This window comes from Streptomyces sp. NPDC004051, assembly GCF_053604275.1.
On record NZ_JBSGHG010000027.1, the window covers coordinates 1,863 to 17,210 of the forward strand.

The window sequence follows — 15,348 nt, forward strand, 5'->3', positions numbered from 1 at the left end:
GCTTGAGGGCCTTGCCGGCGGTCGGGTCGGCGAAGTAGTTCAGGCGCGCGTCCATCGTGTGCTCCTCCGCGGTCGTCAGTGGCTACACCCCCCGAAGTGCTTGAGGGCCTTGCCGGCGGTCGGGTCGGCGAAGTAGTTCAGGCGCGCGTCCATCGTGTGCTCCTCCGCGGTCGTCAGTGGCTACACCCCCCGAGACGAGGTGGCCTGACACCGTGTGACATGAAAGCGTGTGATGCACGTCTCCCTGTTGCGAGCAGTTCGGAGATGTCACAGGCCGGGGTGCTGTCTCGTCTCGGGGTGCGGGCAAACCTCGATCAAGGAGCTGATGATGAACCTCGCACTGTGGATCACTGCCGGGCTGCTGGCCATCGTCTCTCTGGCCGGCAGCGCGAAGATGTTCGTGCCCAAGGAGAAGATGGCCGGCATGGGGGGCACCGCCACCCAATGGGTCGAGGACTTCAGTCCTGGCGCCCTCAAGGCCATCGGTGTCCTTGAGCTCCTGGCCGCGGTGGGCCTGGTCCTGCCCGCCGTGCTCGACATCGCACCGGTTCTGGTGCCGCTGGCCGCCACCGGTCTGGTGCTGCTGTTCGTCGGCGCGGTCACGACCCGCCTCCGCCGCGGCGAGAGAATGACGATCACGGGCGACCTGATCTACCTCGCGCTGGCCGCGTTCGTCGCATGGGGCCGCTTCGGTCCCGAGTCCTTCACCGGCTGACCTCTCGGATCGGGGTGAACCGGTTGCCCAAGGCGCCCGGTGAGACTGGACCCCAGGAGGGCTTCGATGCCGTGACCATGCCGGCCGCGACCTGAGATCACCGCGCAGCAGGATTGTTTACGGGACAAGCCTTGCATGGCGGCCTGAGCGCCGAAGCTTGACGAGTCAAAGCCCTGAGGTGCCTATGCGGTCACGGCACCAGCCCTGTCGGCAGTCCCTTCTGACGGTGGTCAGCAAGGGGTGGCACCGGCGTCGCCTGCCCCGAGCGCGAGCCCGAGCGCGAGCCCGAGCTCAGAGATGGCTCAAGTGCTTTGCTCGGCAGGTGACTTGCCGGGCAGGATCGACCGAACCATCTGACCAGTGGTTCCGGGGGACAAGAACATGAAGATCAAAGAGACGTTTCTGGCAGCGTGTGCTGTTGCCGTGGTGCTGGCGGGCACGGCTGCCTGTACCACGGACGGCGACAGGCCGACCGCCAAGGCCACGGCCGACATCCCTTGCGAGGACGGCACCTACTCATGGTTCAACGTGGACAAGCGGGACGTCCTGACGGGTGTCGCCGAGAAGGAGGAGATCAGCAGGAAAGGCGCCAGGCTCACGCACAAGCTGACACCACTTCACACACCGCGTACCGCCGTCACCTTCGAGAAGGGATCCAGGGCGGGCGACGCGGAGGCCGCCCTCCGCTCGCTGGCCGTCCTCATCGGAGAAACGAACGCCGATGACGACGGCGTGAGCACCGCATTCACCGATGTCCACAGGTCCGCACCGGACCTCAACGATGGCAGCATCACCATCGACGGTGTCGGAACCATCGTGCAGTACGCCTGGACGAAACAGGTCACCGCCGACTTCCGGTACACCTGCGGGGACGGCAAGCCGGTGACGGGCCGGGCGATCGGCTGGGTCAACGACGGCTCAGGCCTCCTGGAATGCTCCACACCGATCAAGAACGTGAAGGAGGGGGCACCGGCCCTCGCAGCGGCCCGCCTCTCCTGCGACCCCGACGCCCCGGCCGCCAAGACCTGATCGACCAGGTCGGACACGCCCGCACGCCCGCCTCCACCGACGCTACGAGCGCGAAGCCAAGGCGGCGCTTGCGTGGTGCGGGGCGAGCGGGTGGTGTTCACGGTCGAGGTGGACGTGCTGACGAGCGAGGGTGTGGCGGTCTCTGCCGGAGTCGTTCGGTGCCTCGCCGGCCACCGCGCGCCGTCGGTTCACCTCGTGGACCGAGGCCGCGCTGATGCCGACCGGCGACAGGCGGGCCGGTCCTCCGCACGGCCTTCGGCCCGCCCCCGGAACGGGGGTGCGGGCCGAAGGCCTCCGGGCCGGGCTCCAGCGCATCGCGGCGGTACGCCGTGCAGCGCGGCGCGCAGGCATGACGCTGACCGAGTGGCCTCTCTGGCGAAGATCCGCGAGCTGAAGACGCTCACCGCCGACTCAGGGATTCACGCACGGTGAGAGCCCGACCCGACACGGTGCTGATGACAGTGCCGGCGGCTGTCGTGCTGTTCCTGCAGTCCATCGTCACGCAGGCAGGCCGGCACGCTTGGAGCAGCCCGGGCGGCCATCCTCCGCTCACGGACGGCGGGCATTGCCCCTGAGAGGGGAGGCCTATTGGCCGGTGCGGTATCACCCGGCCGTCCGTGTGTGCGTCTTTGTTGTCAGTCGGTCGAGGTATCGGGGGTGCTCAGGCCCTGGCTGAGGGCTGTGGTCTGCTCCGGGCTCTGGGCGGGGGCGGGTACGCGGTCCGTGACGGAGGGGGAGGCGAAGACCTCGTCGAGGGTGGTGGCGTCGATGGCGCGGTCGAACCAGAGATCCAGGACCGGCATGTCCGTGCAGGTGGTGACGCGCTGCCGGATCTCTTCCGTCATCGAGAAGCCACGGCGCTCCATCAGACGCAGCAGTTGCTCGGATTTTCCGGCCACGCGTCCTTCCTCGAGTCCTTCCTCACGTCCTTCTTCCTGTCCTGCGAGGCGGGCATCGCCCACGATGGTGCCTCGCCTGGGGGTGAAGAGGGTTTCCATCAGGTTCCTCCAGATTTTCCGGGCGTGTTCGCTGCCCAAGCCGTCCTCGATCAGTCCCGCCAGGTCGTCCCGCGCTTCGCGGTCCGTGTCCTGGGCCAACGCCTCGCCCATTACCGTCAGTATGCCCTCGATGTCCGGGTCGTTGCTGTGGATCCACAGGCAGAACGCGGCGAAGTCCAGGTCGGTCGAGGCGTCCTGGATCCGGCTCACACGCGGAACGTTGGAAGGCCCCAGTACATGAGGCACTGTCACCTGGGTGGGGCGTCCCAGACCGGTACGCAGGGGTCTGGCCGCCCATGCCGCCGTCGCCGTGTCCACGCACAGGACCAGCAGGACGACCTCGAGTTTGTACCGGTCACGCAAGTAGGCGATGTAGTACGGCCACGAGGTCTCCTTCTTCGTCTCGACGCCGGTCTGCGCCTCGACCAGGAGGATGAACGGCTCGCGCCCGTCGGGACGGACCACCCGCGGCACGGAGTCCATGCTCCGGGTGAACATCTTCGGGGCGCCGGATGCCGGGCGAGGCGTTCGTGGAGCGTGCGGAGGAGGCGCCGAGCCCGGGCGCCGGCGGTGAAGTCCCGGTAGGTCATCGGGGTGTGCCGGCTCAGGTTCCCGCCCCGGTAGCCGGGGATGCCCGACTCCGTGGAGATGCCCGCCCCGCTGAGCACCAGCACACTGCCGGTGCTCAGCACATCGTCGACCGGCTCCGGATCCGTGGTGCCCGGCGGCAGGTCCTCGGTAGGGGGCTGGCTCACCGTGGGGCGCACGCGCATGCCGCCAGGGCACGGAACCCGGGAGCCACGGGCGGACAGAAAGCACCCGTGCGGTCACTCACCGTGCGAGTGCGGCACCCGGACTCCGGCCTCGTCAACGCTCGGCGCGATCAGAACTCGTCCTCCGGGAAGTCCGGGTCGGCGTAGTCGCCTTCGTCCCACTCGGCGTCGTCCATCGCCGGGCCGAGGAAGAACCCCTCCATGAGTTCCTGCAGATCCAGCTCGGTGGCACCGGCGGGAGCGGTGGGCTTGGTGCCGTCGCTCATCCGCACGGTCAGGCCGAGCTTCTTGACCTTGGCGTCCTCGGCCAACGCGGCGAGGTCCACATTGACCTCGGTCAGCTCGTCGTTCTTCAGCGTGAAGTCCGCCGTCACCTTGGTGTCGGGCGCGTCCTTGAGGTCCTTGTCCGTCGGCAGCTCCATGCCCGGCGGCAGGTCCTTCGCCAGCGGGCGGATCTCGCCGAGCAGCTCGGTGACCAGCGTGCGGAAGGGAGCCGTGGCGGTGACGTGCTCAGTGCCGTTCTCTCCGCCGGCCGTCTTGAAGCTCACCTCACGGGCGACGACCGTCCGGAGGGCTCCCATGAGCTTCTTCTGCGTCTTGGCGTCGAGGGACGGGGCGGGCGCGGGACCGCCCTGGTCCTCCTGGCCCTCGGCGGCGATCTCCTTCATCTTCTTGGCGTTGAACTTCACCCACTTGCCCTCAAGGACGTTCTTGAAGGACTGAGCCTGCGGAGGCAGGTCTTCAGCGGCCGGTACAGGGCTGCCCATCATCTTGCCGATGGTGTCGACGTCGGCACGGACGTAGATGTAGTCGCCGATCATCCGGTACTCGGCGAGATCGCCCTCCGGATTGCTGATCTTCATGGCCATGCCGACGAGATCCTTCTCGCCGGACTCGTCGAGCGGCTTCTTCGACTGCACGGTAACCGTGATCGTCGTGTCGCTCATCAGCTCGGCGGCCTCATCCGGGATCTCGTCGCCGAGCGCGGGGTCGGACTTGGCGTCCAGCGCCTTCAGAGACGTGATGTCGGTGTCCAGGTCGAGCTCGAGGGAGAGCGTCTTCTTCTTGCCGAGCTGCTCGAAGGCCTGGTCGAGCTTCTGGCCGGCGGAAAGCTGCTCCGCCGTTCCGCAGGCAGCGGAGCCCGCGAGTACGGCACCGACGACGGCGGTCGCGGTGAGGGTCTTGCGTATGGCGCTGATGATGGTCTCCTCGTGGGTCCGATCACGAAAGTGATCAATCAGAAGACTCACCACCAGCTCACAAGGTTGCACTGCCCGATCGGGCAACCGAAGTGAGCGGCAGAAGAGGACATTTGACGCAGCGTTCGACGAGCGGTCGGCGTAAAACAGGACGGAGCGTTGAGGGAGCGGCTGCTCACGCTGGACCTGTCGGACGCGCGCTCGACTCCCCACACTGCGCGACTGCTTCCCGTGCCCTGCGGCAGTCTTCGGCGCCGGCAGCCCTCTCGGCGTAGCTCGTCGTTGCGGGCTGTGCAGCGGGACGGTTGTGCGGGCGGGAGCAGCCGGCCGGCGGAGGAACGAGGGTTCTCGTCTTCCGTCCTGAAGGCAATGAGTTGATTTCGAGGCCGTGAAGGGCCGGGACCGTCACCCGCTCGGCCCGGTGCCCCGCGGTTCAAGCGGCTGATCACCGCACATGAGGTGCCTCTGTTCTTCTCGCCGACTCGCGACGAGCCGGAGTGGGCGGCCGAGGCGACGGACAGCGGCGGGACAGTAGGCATCCGGTCAGCGCGGCGGCGAGGCCGGCCGGCCCGGCCGCCGCGAAGCCGCCCGCCGGCACGGAGACGGCGATCGCCCCCCCCGACGATCGGGGATCCGAGCGCGAAACCCGCACTCTGCGCCGAGGATTGCCGACCTGTCGCCTCAGCCCGCCCGGGTGGCGGCGAGGTGGGCGTCCACGGCGGCGACACCGTCGACGCCCTGGCAGAGGCCCACGACCACCGGAACGAGCCGCGGTTCCGGGACGTGTCCCCGCAGGGTGACGACCCCGTCCCGGACCTCGACCGCGACGGTGCCCTCGTCCAGGCCGAGGAGGCGCCCCAGGACGTCCTGCTCGACCTCGCCGCGGATCTCCATGTCGGAGCGGATGAAGGCGTCGAGCAGGTCGCTGCGGGTGACGATGCCGGTGAGGAGCCCGTCGTCGTCGACCACCGGCAGCTGCTTGACGCGCCGCCTGCGGAGTTCCCGCGCGGCCCGGGGGATCGTCCAGTCGGCGCGGGCGGTGAAGGCGGGGCTGCTCATGAGCGCGCCCGCGGTCCGGGCCCGGGCCTTGCCCCAGGAACGCTCGTCGGTCCCGTCCTGACCCTGCGGATCGGGCCTGCCGGTCTCGTGCCGCAGCACGTCGGACGCGGACACGACGCCGACGGGAGCGCCGTCCTCGTCGACGACCGGGGCCGCGACGATGTCGTTCGCGTCCAGCAGGGCGGCGACCTCCTGGAGCGGTGTGGTGGGGCGGAAGGTGACGACCTCCTCGGTCATCACGTCACCGACCGTGCGGCGGTACAGCATGGGCATCGGCCTCCTCCGCTGTGCGACGGGGCGGCCGCGCCCTTGCCGGCTCGTCCACGCCGTCCTCCCTCCCCATGACAGCACCGTGCCGCTCCGGCGACCAGTGACGTTCGGCCTGATGGGGAGGCCGGCGGTCGCACGGTCGAGTGCGCGGGAGACGCCGACGACGCCGGGCGCCCGGCCCCTGCGCTCGTCCACGGGCAGGCCAGGTCGGGGATCACGCGGTTCGGGGAGCACGTCACCACGGCCAGGGAGAGGTACGAGGGGCGTTCGAGGTAGCAGCCGTACGACATGTCGGAACCCGCGTGCAGACGTCCGGCGGCGGCGTCCGCCAGCCGGGCCAGGCGCGCGGACCCGGCCCTCCGCGTCCGGTCCCGCTTCCTGACGCTCCTCCAGCACCCGGTCGACGATCGGCACGACGCACGACAGCGACTTGCCGGAACCGGTACCGGTGGTCAGGACGTAGGAGTCGCCCGCCTGCGCGGCCTCGATCGCCTGCCGCTGGGGGAGGTGGAAGGTTAGCGGCCGGCCGGGCGGGGCGACGTCTCCTCCTTGCCGGCCTGGAAGATCTCCGCGCACCCGGGGTGCAGCACCCCGTCCCGCACGAGGCCGGTGACCTGGCCGCCGTCGGCGAAGAACGGGTTCAGCGACAGCCACGGGTCGGGCCACTGCGACTTCGCCGCCAGGTCGTCCTCGACGAAGCCGGCGATCCGGGCGTCCCGGATCACCGTCCCGCTCTTGGTGAAGCTCGCGTACTCGTCGACCAGGTCGGCGTGGATGCCGAAGACGTCCATCGCGTCGGGCAGGCGCGGCACGGGCGCCGACGCGGCCGGGGCACGCTCCCTGTTCTAAGGAGCAACCCCGTTCGGCCGGGTCGTGTTCGAGATGTGCAGCCCCGGTCCGCTCAGTCCACCGGCTGCTTATCCTTGTGGCCATGACTGCCCAGCCTCCAAAGCCCTCTCCGCACCCTGTTCCCTCAGGAGAGCTCCGTGCCTCCCACGACGAGCGGGAGGCAGTGGTGGAGCAGCTGCGCGATGCGGCGGCCGAGGGGCGCATCGATCTCGACGAGCTGGATTCGCGCCTGGAACAGGCCCTGACGTCCAAGACCCACGCCGAGTTGGCCGTCCTGACCGCCGACCTGCCGAGGCCGGACTCCGCCGAGAGCATGCCGCCCATGGTGCTCAAGGGCGGCATGCACGGCGCGTCCCGGGGCCCCGGGCGCTGGGAGGTTCCCGGGCACGTGATCGCGCACGGAGGCCTGGGGGGTGTGAAGGTCGACTTCAGCCGGGCCGAGTGCCGCCTCACGGAGGTCGCGGTGGAGGCGTACGGGGAGACGGCCGGTGTCACGATCGTCATCCCCGACGGCTGGGCCGCGGACACCGGCGGCATGGATCCCGGCGTCGGCGGCCTGAGGGACAAGACCACTGCCGACCGGCTTCCGGGAACTCCGCTGATCCGGCTCACCGGGTCCGGCGGCATGGCGGGAGTGGTCATCCGCCACCCCAACCGCTGGGAACGGCGCAAGCTGCACAACAACCCGCTGCAGGGCTAGGCCCCTCCGGCGAGGGGATGCCTTCACGTCTCGGCGCGGCGGAACTTACGGTTTGTGGGTCACCCAGAGCAGTTCCGCCGGCCAGCGGTGTGCCCAGTCGGGTGGGTCGGTTTCGTTGTAGCCGTTGGGTGTTCCGGGTTCGGGCCGCGGCTCGATGAGGTCGTCGATGATGAGACCCGCGCCGCGCAGGACCTTGACCCAGTCGCCGTAGGTGAGCTGGTAGCTGGTCGCGCCGTCGTCTTCGGCGATGGTGTTCAGCCCGAAGTAGTCCTTCTGCAGCGTCGTGGTCACGCGGCTGGCGGCTTCGTCGTAGCAAGCTTCGAACCATGGGCTGGCGACGTTGAACACCAGGCGCCCGCCTCGGCCCAAGACGCGTGCGGCCTGCGGGACGGCCAGGTGCGGGGGCGCCCAGCTGAGTCCACCGAAGTCGCAGAACACCAGGTCGAAGCTGTCGGCGGCGAAGGGGAGTCGTTCGGCGGCGCCTTGCACCAGCGGGTAGCGGGCCGCTCCCATCGCGCGGGCTGCTGCGGCGAGTTGGGCTTCGGACAGGTCGAGCCCGACCACGGTGGCGCCCTCGGCGGCGAGCGCCCTGGACCACTGGCCGGCGCCGCAGCCGAGTTCGAGGACGCGCTTGCCGGTGACATCGCCCAGGGCGTGCAGGTGCGCGTCGGGGATGGAGTACATGCCCCACAGCCGGGGTGTGGCGCCGATTTGCGGGTCGTGCTCGTGCTGGTAGGCGCTGCTGATCCGGTTCCAGAACCGCCGGTTGGCGGGGATGCTGTCCACGTGCCGACTCCAGCACTGCCTGCCGGGGGCGGTCAACACGGTCAGGGCACTGGCCGGCCCTCGCCCCGGTCCGGCTTTGCCTCGTCCCATGATCCGCGGGAATCGTCACGAGCCCGAGCAAGCCGAGCAGCAACCACGCGGGCAGCGGCCGGGACAGCGCGCCGTGGACAAGCCCGCCGACCACAGAGGTCACGCCGAGCACGGCCACGACCACGGCGGCCCAGGACACCTGACCTGCCTCGTCGAGCGTGGCGACGCGGCCGGCCGACCGGCGCGCCTCTTGGGTCCGATCCGCCGCAGGAGTCTGCCAGGCGCCCGTACGCCGACGTCGTGGTCGGACGGGGTGGGGGCGAGCGCGGCACCCCGTGCGCAGAGCCGGAGTGCGGACACGAAGAGGGGACGGTGTGTCCGGTTTTCCGTCACGCCGGAGGCGCCGGCGCACGGGTTGTTCCGGCGGGGGAGCGGGAGCCGTATCCGTCGGACAGCCTGCGGACGTTCGGGGCGGTCGTCCAGGCGCTGCGCGGCATGCGGGGGTCAGCCGGGTCGGCCTCGGTGCCCGGGTCCAGTACTCCGAGCACACCGTGGAGTCGGTGGAGTCGGGTCGCCGGATGCCGGACGAGGCGTTCGTGGAGCGGGCGGAGGAAGCCCCGGGCAACACGGGGGCGCTGCGGAAGGCAGCCCGGCATCTCACGCGGGGCGAGGCGGGGCCGGCGGCGTGGTTCCGGCGGTGGGCCCGGCCGGAGGGGGGAGGCGGTGAGCCTGTGCACGTACGAATGCCGGTTGGCGCCGGGGCGCCGGGGACTCGGCCCCGCCGCCCCGCACACCCCGACGGCTCCCGCTCCTGCGGACAGGAGCGGGAGCCGTCCAGGTGGGTTCGGAGGCGGTATGCCTTCGACGGATCATGCGTGACGGTGCGAGCGCCGGTTGCCGGTGATGAGCCGGTAGAGGGCGAGCAGGATGAGGGAGCCGACGATCGCGGCGATCCAGGTGGAGAGTTCGAAGAACCCGTCGATGGAGTCGACGCCGAAGATGACCTTGCCGAGCCAGCCGCCGAGCAGACCGCCGGCGATGCCGATGAGCATGGTGATGATGATTCCGCCCGGGTCCTTGCCCGGCATCAGTGCCTTGGCGATGGCGCCGGCGAGCAGACCGATGATGATCCACGCGATGATGCCCATGGTGTGTCTCCGCTCCGTCGGGTAAAGGCTGTGTCAGTTCATCGTCTGTACCGATCGAGCCCGAACAAACGTCTCTTCCGGATCCGGGTTCTGTCGGCTCCCGGCCCGAGAGGGCCGGCGCGACGTGGCCGGAGGCTCGGCTCGGAACGGGGTGACTCGACGGGGACCGGGGCGCCCCGGCGCCGTTTCGGGTGCGTAACCAGGGGGTCGAGGTGTCGTTGAGCCGGTGCCGGGGCTGCCACCGGCGTCGGGGTGGGGACGAGGGGGAGTTCGGGCGTGGCCAGGACAAGGCGCCGGGCAGGGGCCGTCATCGAAGGCCCGGCTCGGCGCATCGTCCGCCGGGTCCGGCCGCGGGGCCACGTGCGCCGAGCGTCAGGAGCCGGTGATCACGTCGAACCGGTGTCCCCGCCCACCGCGACGACACCTGCGAACAACGGGCCGACGCCCGCCACAGAGGAAAGCGATGCCGTATGAGCTCTGGAGAAAACCCGGGTCTGCCCCGTCCGTCACGGTCCTCGGGGCGGTACGTGCCTGCCCGGGGGCTCTACACGGAGGCGGCGCGGCTCCAGCGGCTGGACTGGCTCCGCTCCAGGACCCGGTCGGGGCTGGACTCCCTGCAGCACACCCGGCTCGACGCCGGCAGGCTGACCGGCAACATCGAGGGGCTCGTCGGCACCGTCGAGATCCCGGTCGGCGTGGCCGGTCCCCTGCTGTTCTGCGGGGCGAACGTCCAGGGTGAGGTCTACGCACCCATGGCCACGACGGAAGGCGCCCTGGTCTCGTCGGCGACGCGGGGAGCCCTGGCCGTCACCATGGCGGGCGGCGTCAGCACACGCGCCACCCTGCAGGCGATGACGCGTGCCCCTGTCTTCGCGTTCTCCCGACTGGCCGGCGCCGCCCGCTTCGCCTCGGCGGTCCTCCGGCACCTCGACGACCTCCGCACGATCATCCGGCAGGTGTCCCAGCACGCCGCGCTCCTCTCGATCGAGCCCGTGGTCCTGGGCAGGGCCGTCCACCTGAGGTTCAGATACACCACCGGGGACGCGGCAGGGCAGAACATGACGACCGCCTGCACCTGGCACGCGTGCCAGTGGATCCTGCGCCAGCCGCACCTGGTCGCGGACGAGGAGCTCGAGTCCTTCCTCATCGAGGGGAACACCTCCGGGGACAAGAAGGCGTCGGCCCAGGCCGTGGCGGAAGGCCGCGGAATCAGGGTGGCCGCCGACTGCCTTCTGCCGGCGGGGGTCGTCCAGCGGGTCCTGAGAACCACCCCCGACGAGCTGGTCACGGGGTATCAGCACATCACGGCCGGAGCAGTGCACAGCGGGGTCCTGGGCTCCAACGCGAACACCGCCAACATCGTGGCGGCGATCTTCACGGCGACGGGCCAGGACATCGCCTGCGTTCACGAGTCGAGCGTGGGGCAGTTCATCCTCGAACGCACGCGGGACGGCGTCTACGCGAGTATGACCCTGCCCGGCCTGGCGGTCGGCACGGTCGGGGGCGGCACCCACCTGCCCACGCAGCACGAGCTCCTGGAAGCGATGGGGTGCACCGGCCGGGGAAGCGCCGTCCGGCTGGCGGAGATCATCGCCGGCTTCGCCCTGGCCCTGGACCTCTCGACGGTCTCCGCGGCCGTTGCCGGGCACTTCGCCGACGCCCACGAACGCCTCGGGCGCAACAGGCCGCCCCGCCGGAGCAGTACCGAACACCGGATCGGCGTCCCTTCGAGGCCGACGCCGACGGCTGGTGAACCCCGACCCGTACCGGTGCCTCGCCCGGCCCCGGAAGCCGGGTCCTGACCCCGGTTCCGGCCAGGGCCTTCATCCCGTATCGGCATGCGTGTCCGTACTTGCCGCAGCGGGGCACGCCTCCGGTCCGGACGAACGGCGGCGCACGCTTCCGGAGCGGCTCGTGGCTGGTGGGGGACCGGGCGCCGGGGGAACGGCGCTCGGCCCATACCCTGGGCGGCCGTGGCCCGTTGACGGTCGGCAGGAGTGGCGGGGCGCCGACGGGGAGGTCCCGAGGCCGGCACGGGCGCCGCCCCCTCGCTCACTGCTTACTGCACACCGTCTTCGGCGCCGCTCTGTTGTCGGTGCCTTGTGCGGACTGCGCGTCCTGCATCCTCTGCACATCGCGGAGGACACCCTTGATGTCGGGGTCCTGATGGTCGGCGACCCTTGCGATGGTCAGCAGGACTGCCTCGTAGAAGGCGCCCCGTACGGCAGGGGCCATCACGTCAGAGGCGTCCAGGCAGCGGGGTCCTTCAAGGAGCTGTTGTGCGATCTTGTGTTTGACTGTTTCGTCCTGTGGTTTCTCCTGCTTCACCCGACGGTTCGCCGAGAAGACGTCCGCCAGATCGACCCACTTCTGCTGGCCCTCCCTGGAGGCCAGCCGGCGGATCAGTTCACGGGCCTGGGGGCGGTCGCTGAACAGCGCGGCGAAGTCGCCGGTCACCTCGTGGGCCCGGACCTCGCCGCCGCCTCCGGGCAGGAGCGGAGCGGAGTCCATCAGGTCCGCGTGCCGCGCGTCGTCCTTGTAGAAGGAGAGCGCGAAGGAGCCCTGGTGCTCCAGGGTGCACCCGCCCCGGCTGTCGAACAGCAGCCCGTTGCCCTTCGGGGCGCCGCGGTGGTCGGTGAGCAGAGCACGCTTGGCCGCGCCCCTGTTCTCCTGGAGCAGCTCGGCCCACGCCTTCCAGGCCGTGTGCACCGGATCACTGCGCCACCACTCCACCTCGCCCGTGCCCAGTGCCCACTTCTCGTAGACGTCCGGGCCCGCGCGTTGCAGCACGAGGTCCTCGATCCAGTCGGTGCCGGGCCAGCCGGAGGCGCCGTCGTCCCCCATGCCGATGCACCAACTTTCCAGTGGGGCAGGCTCCTGGACGGGCTCGTGACCCCGGCGGTACCAGACGATGCTCTTCAGGTCCGCCTTGACCGGGACCCAGTAGACGTCTTCGGAGGGTGAGCCGGTCGGCTTCCAGGGGGCGCCGTACTCCTGCGGCTCGTAGAGCCGGTTCAGCGGTTTGAGGAGGCCCTGCTCGGCGTATTCGGCGAGTTCGCCGAGGCCCGGCATGATCACGATGTCCGGGGGCTCCCCCGACTGCACCTTGGAAAGCAGTACGTCCCGTTGGGCCGCGGTGCCCTGGTAGCGGAAGGGGATGCCGAAGCCGCGCAGCACGGTCTCGAACTGCTTCGCCTGCTTGGCCGTCCACGTTCCGAGGATGGTCACCGGCTCCTCGTCGTGCTGCGCCCAGACCACCACCATGCCGCAGGCGGTAATAAGCAGCATGACCATGACGAAGACCAGCATCTTGAACCGCCGGGTCACCGTCGCCTCCAGTAGTCGTTGTCGAGCCGAAGACCGAGCCCCAGCGCGGGTAGGACGATGGCCAGCAGGCTGCCGACGAAAGTGCCCTGGTACACCGGGGCGGTCCAGGCGTCCTCGGCCGTCTTCTGCCGGACCTCCTCCGACATCTTCGTGACGTACTGCTGTGCGTCGGCCGGCTTCGTGTCGCTTTCCCGGGGCACGTGGGTGATCTGCCGCAGATCCTTGACCGCCCCGTCGAGGCCCTCCTGGGTGGAGGACATCGCCGTCAGCGGGACCACCGCGAGCAGCACGGTGAGGACGAAGGCCGCGAGCAGGTACGGATTCCAGTCACGGCCGCAGCGGTCGCGCAGCACGAACAGCGCCGAGAGCAGGGTCAGCCCCACCAGGGCCAGGGTGACTTCGGCGAGCCACCACCCGCCGCGCTGCCACTGCCCCATGGTGGCTGTGGCTTCGGCGTGCTCCAACTGGACCCCCTGCAGCGCCTCCAGGCGGGGCACGAGTCCCACCGAATCGCGGGTGAGCAGCGATTTCGCTTCTTTGAGCTTCTGCTTCCGCATGAGGGGCTGGTCACGGTAAAGGGACGTGCCGAGGCCGAGTGAGTTGCTGTAGGTGTCGAGCAGGCCCTTGACCGTGCCGAGGTCCTGGTCCGTGCGGTCGGCGATCCCGGACAGGCCCTGGTCGGCGGCCGAGAGCTGGGACCGGTAGGCCTCGCCCGAGCCCGTGACGCCGGTGAGGTCCATTTTCACCAGACTGCGGGCCTCCTGGTCGGCCCGCAGGGCCGCGAGCCGGGTGGCGGCGAGCCCCTGCACGGCCGGTGCCTCGCGGGAAGCGAGCGCTTCGGCGCTGTGCTGGACCTGACGGCAGGAGAGGAACAGGGCGGTCGACGCCACGACCGTGAGCAGGAACAGAACCAGCAGATGCACCTCCAGCAGCCGGCGGGTCCGCCAGGGGCTCAGGCGTCGGCGCCAGAAAGCGGCGGGGGAGAACCGGTACCAGGAGGCGGCGCGTCCGGCCGTCACAGCAGCTTCTCCCCGCATGCGATGCAGTAGCGGGCCTCGCTCCCGGCCGGAGTGCCGCAGGCGCCGCAGCGCGGGCCCGGTCGCGCCCCGACGGCGTCGGCCAGGGGCCCGCCGGGACGGGACCCGGCGCGCAGGATCATCGGGCCGAGGGCACCGGCGTCGACGGCGCGCAGCCGGACCAGCCCCGCGGCCGCGTCCTCGATGTCGGCGACCGTGCGGATCTCGTCCAGCACCCAGTCCGTGCCCAACCGTGCCGCCAGCCGGGCGGCCTGTCCCAGTCGGTCCTCGGCGATGTCCGGCCGGTGTTCCTGGAGAGCGGTGAGGCCCTGGCGGAGAAGCCTCCGCATCCTGACGGTGGCGTTGAGGTCCCGCACGCTGTCGGTGCCCGTCGGGGCGTGGGGCGCGGACTGCTCGGGGAGGTGCCAGCGGGCGACGACGGGCGCGTGGACCTCACCGATGGAGACCATGGCGAACTGCAGCTCGGTCTCCAACGGGTCGGCGTCGGAGTCGGCTACCAGGGTGAGCAGGTAGTCGCGTCTGCCCTGCTCCCACTGGTAGGTCGGGAATCTCCAGCGGTGCGGTCGGCCGGGCTGGGGCAGCCCGCCGAGGCGGTGCGGCCGGGGCGTCTTCTCGCTGAGCGAGACCTGGCGGACCGAGGGCCGCACGGTCACTTCGATCGGCAGCCGGGGAGTGTGCACCCGGCGAAGCCGCTGGATGGCGGCGGTGATCGCACCGCCGAGTCCGTCGTCCACGAACTCGGCCGTGCCGTGCAGCCGTTCGGCGAGGGTCAGCAGGGGGTCGGGAACCCAGTTCGCGCCCACGGCGAACACGTCACAGGTGAACTGCCCTGCGCAGGAGTCCAGTTCTTCTTCCAGACGGGTCTCCCCGACGGCGCTGCTGCCATCGGTGATCAGCACCAGATGGCGTACGGACACCGGCCGTCCGAAGAGCAGGGCACGCGCTTTGGCCACCCAGGCGGCGTATCCGGCGGGGCGCGGCCCCTCCCGGTGCAGCGGGAGCGATCCCGCGACGAAGGCGGCCCGGCGTCTCTCCTCCCGGTCGGCGACGGCCCACTCGTCGGCGCCCCGCGGATAGCAGCGGACCGGTTCGGGGCCGCTGCCGAGCACGGCGAAGGAGATACGGTCGGGCAGGGCACGCAGCGCCGACGGCAGGGCGTGCCGGACGGCCGCCCGGTGGGACTCGGCGACGTCCACCGCGATGATCACGGCGAGCTGGACCGCGGGCAGGTCGGTGGGCGCGCCGTCGGCGGCCACGTCCACCCTCAGATGGGCTTCTATCTTCGCGCTCCGGTGCGGGTGCGGATCGCCGCCGAGGTCGACGTGGAGTCGGATGCCCGGCTGCGGCGGCCGGGTGGGGCTGCTCATGTCGTACGTCACCGCTCCTTCGCCTTCGTCGCCGCGGCACACCGGGTGCCGGGTGCCGAAT

At 70.5% G+C, this 15,348-nt stretch carries 13 protein-coding genes and 2 pseudogenes; 5 read left to right on the forward strand and 10 right to left on the reverse strand.

The window, feature by feature from the left end:
- Positions 1 to 328 precede the first annotated feature (328 nt).
- Both ACWEQO_RS24430 and ACWEQO_RS24435 read left to right on the forward strand, forming a co-directional pair.
- Positions 329 to 715: a DoxX family protein gene (locus ACWEQO_RS24430; RefSeq protein ID WP_361453478.1), complete on the forward strand. Its 387-nt coding sequence runs from the start codon at positions 329 to 331 to the stop codon at positions 713 to 715.
- Positions 716 to 1,096: 381 nt separating this feature from the next.
- Positions 1,097 to 1,744: a hypothetical protein gene (locus tag ACWEQO_RS24435; RefSeq protein ID WP_452985236.1), complete on the forward strand. Its 648-nt coding sequence runs from the start codon at positions 1,097 to 1,099 to the stop codon at positions 1,742 to 1,744.
- 635 nt (positions 1,745 to 2,379) lie between these two features.
- Here ACWEQO_RS24435 and ACWEQO_RS24440 read toward each other — a convergent pair.
- From ACWEQO_RS24440 to ACWEQO_RS24460, 5 genes and pseudogenes are all read right to left on the reverse strand, one after another.
- Positions 2,380 to 3,225, reverse strand: coding sequence for a hypothetical protein (locus ACWEQO_RS24440; protein ID WP_452985277.1), 846 nt, complete (start codon positions 3,223 to 3,225; stop codon positions 2,380 to 2,382).
- Between the two features lie 65 nt (positions 3,226 to 3,290).
- Positions 3,291 to 3,515 (reverse strand): annotated as a pseudogene (locus ACWEQO_RS24445) (NAD-dependent protein deacetylase 1); the annotation flags it as partial.
- 110 nt (positions 3,516 to 3,625) lie between these two features.
- Positions 3,626 to 4,765 carry a hypothetical protein gene (locus ACWEQO_RS24450; protein WP_361453487.1) on the reverse strand — a complete coding sequence of 380 codons (1,140 nt, stop codon included), beginning with the start codon at positions 4,763 to 4,765 and terminating at the stop codon, positions 3,626 to 3,628.
- A gap of 630 nt (positions 4,766 to 5,395) precedes the next feature.
- A complete protein-coding gene (locus ACWEQO_RS24455; protein ID WP_452985237.1) occupies positions 5,396 to 6,046 on the reverse strand; it encodes a CBS domain-containing protein in 651 nt (216 codons plus the stop codon).
- A gap of 512 nt (positions 6,047 to 6,558) precedes the next feature.
- Positions 6,559 to 6,855 (reverse strand): hypothetical protein, encoded by a 297-nt coding sequence (locus ACWEQO_RS24460; protein WP_452985238.1) that lies wholly within the window; start codon positions 6,853 to 6,855, stop codon positions 6,559 to 6,561.
- A gap of 119 nt (positions 6,856 to 6,974) precedes the next feature.
- Here ACWEQO_RS24460 and ACWEQO_RS24465 point away from each other — a divergent pair, with 119 nt between their 5' ends.
- Positions 6,975 to 7,592 (forward strand): DUF1707 SHOCT-like domain-containing protein, encoded by a 618-nt coding sequence (locus ACWEQO_RS24465; RefSeq protein WP_452985239.1) that lies wholly within the window; start codon positions 6,975 to 6,977, stop codon positions 7,590 to 7,592.
- 45 nt (positions 7,593 to 7,637) lie between these two features.
- Here ACWEQO_RS24465 and ACWEQO_RS24470 read toward each other — a convergent pair whose 3' ends face one another.
- Positions 7,638 to 8,378, reverse strand: coding sequence for a class I SAM-dependent methyltransferase (locus tag ACWEQO_RS24470; protein WP_452985240.1), 741 nt, complete (start codon positions 8,376 to 8,378; stop codon positions 7,638 to 7,640).
- A gap of 402 nt (positions 8,379 to 8,780) precedes the next feature.
- Here ACWEQO_RS24470 and ACWEQO_RS24475 point away from each other — a divergent pair.
- Positions 8,781 to 9,170 (forward strand): annotated as a pseudogene (locus ACWEQO_RS24475) (helix-turn-helix domain-containing protein); the annotation flags it as partial.
- Positions 9,171 to 9,277: 107 nt separating this feature from the next.
- On the opposite strand, the gene ACWEQO_RS24480 reads toward ACWEQO_RS24475, so the two are convergent.
- Entirely contained in the window at positions 9,278 to 9,556 is a 279-nt protein-coding gene (locus tag ACWEQO_RS24480; RefSeq protein ID WP_055609180.1) for a GlsB/YeaQ/YmgE family stress response membrane protein, read from the reverse strand.
- Between the two features lie 470 nt (positions 9,557 to 10,026).
- On the opposite strand from ACWEQO_RS24480, the gene ACWEQO_RS24485 reads away from it, so the two are divergent.
- Positions 10,027 to 11,358: a hydroxymethylglutaryl-CoA reductase gene (locus tag ACWEQO_RS24485; RefSeq protein WP_452985241.1), complete on the forward strand. Its 1,332-nt coding sequence runs from the start codon at positions 10,027 to 10,029 to the stop codon at positions 11,356 to 11,358.
- A gap of 250 nt (positions 11,359 to 11,608) precedes the next feature.
- Here ACWEQO_RS24485 and ACWEQO_RS24490 read toward each other — a convergent pair whose 3' ends face one another.
- Genes ACWEQO_RS24490 through ACWEQO_RS24500 form a run of 3 tightly spaced genes read right to left on the reverse strand, consistent with a single transcriptional unit; the run spans position 11,609 to position 15,287 of the window.
- A complete protein-coding gene (locus tag ACWEQO_RS24490; RefSeq protein WP_361453544.1) occupies positions 11,609 to 12,883 on the reverse strand; it encodes an ABC transporter substrate-binding protein in 1,275 nt (424 codons plus the stop codon).
- Positions 12,880 to 13,902 carry a hypothetical protein gene (locus tag ACWEQO_RS24495; protein WP_361453547.1) on the reverse strand — a complete coding sequence of 341 codons (1,023 nt, stop codon included), beginning with the start codon at positions 13,900 to 13,902 and terminating at the stop codon, positions 12,880 to 12,882. Before ACWEQO_RS24495 ends, ACWEQO_RS24490 begins: the two co-directional genes overlap by 4 nt.
- Positions 13,899 to 15,287 (reverse strand): hypothetical protein, encoded by a 1,389-nt coding sequence (locus ACWEQO_RS24500; protein ID WP_452985242.1) that lies wholly within the window; start codon positions 15,285 to 15,287, stop codon positions 13,899 to 13,901. Before ACWEQO_RS24500 ends, ACWEQO_RS24495 begins: the two co-directional genes overlap by 4 nt.
- Positions 15,288 to 15,348 lie beyond the last annotated feature (61 nt).

What these genes read in the sequence shown, in the direction of transcription:
- ACWEQO_RS24430 (WP_361453478.1), top strand. Translation starts at nt 329, where the DNA reads ATGAACCTCGCACTGTGGATCACTGCCGGGCTGCTGGCCATCGTCTCT.
- ACWEQO_RS24435 (WP_452985236.1), top strand. Translation starts at nt 1,097, where the DNA reads ATGAAGATCAAAGAGACGTTTCTGGCAGCGTGTGCTGTTGCCGTGGTG.
- ACWEQO_RS24440 (WP_452985277.1), bottom strand. Translation starts at nt 3,225, where the DNA reads ATGGACTCCGTGCCGCGGGTGGTCCGTCCCGACGGGCGCGAGCCGTTC.
- ACWEQO_RS24455 (WP_452985237.1), bottom strand. Translation starts at nt 6,046, where the DNA reads ATGCCCATGCTGTACCGCCGCACGGTCGGTGACGTGATGACCGAGGAG.
- ACWEQO_RS24465 (WP_452985239.1), top strand. Translation starts at nt 6,975, where the DNA reads ATGACTGCCCAGCCTCCAAAGCCCTCTCCGCACCCTGTTCCCTCAGGA.
- ACWEQO_RS24480 (WP_055609180.1), bottom strand. Translation starts at nt 9,556, where the DNA reads ATGGGCATCATCGCGTGGATCATCATCGGTCTGCTCGCCGGCGCCATC.
- ACWEQO_RS24485 (WP_452985241.1), top strand. Translation starts at nt 10,027, where the DNA reads ATGAGCTCTGGAGAAAACCCGGGTCTGCCCCGTCCGTCACGGTCCTCG.
- ACWEQO_RS24500 (WP_452985242.1), bottom strand. Translation starts at nt 15,287, where the DNA reads ATGAGCAGCCCCACCCGGCCGCCGCAGCCGGGCATCCGACTCCACGTC.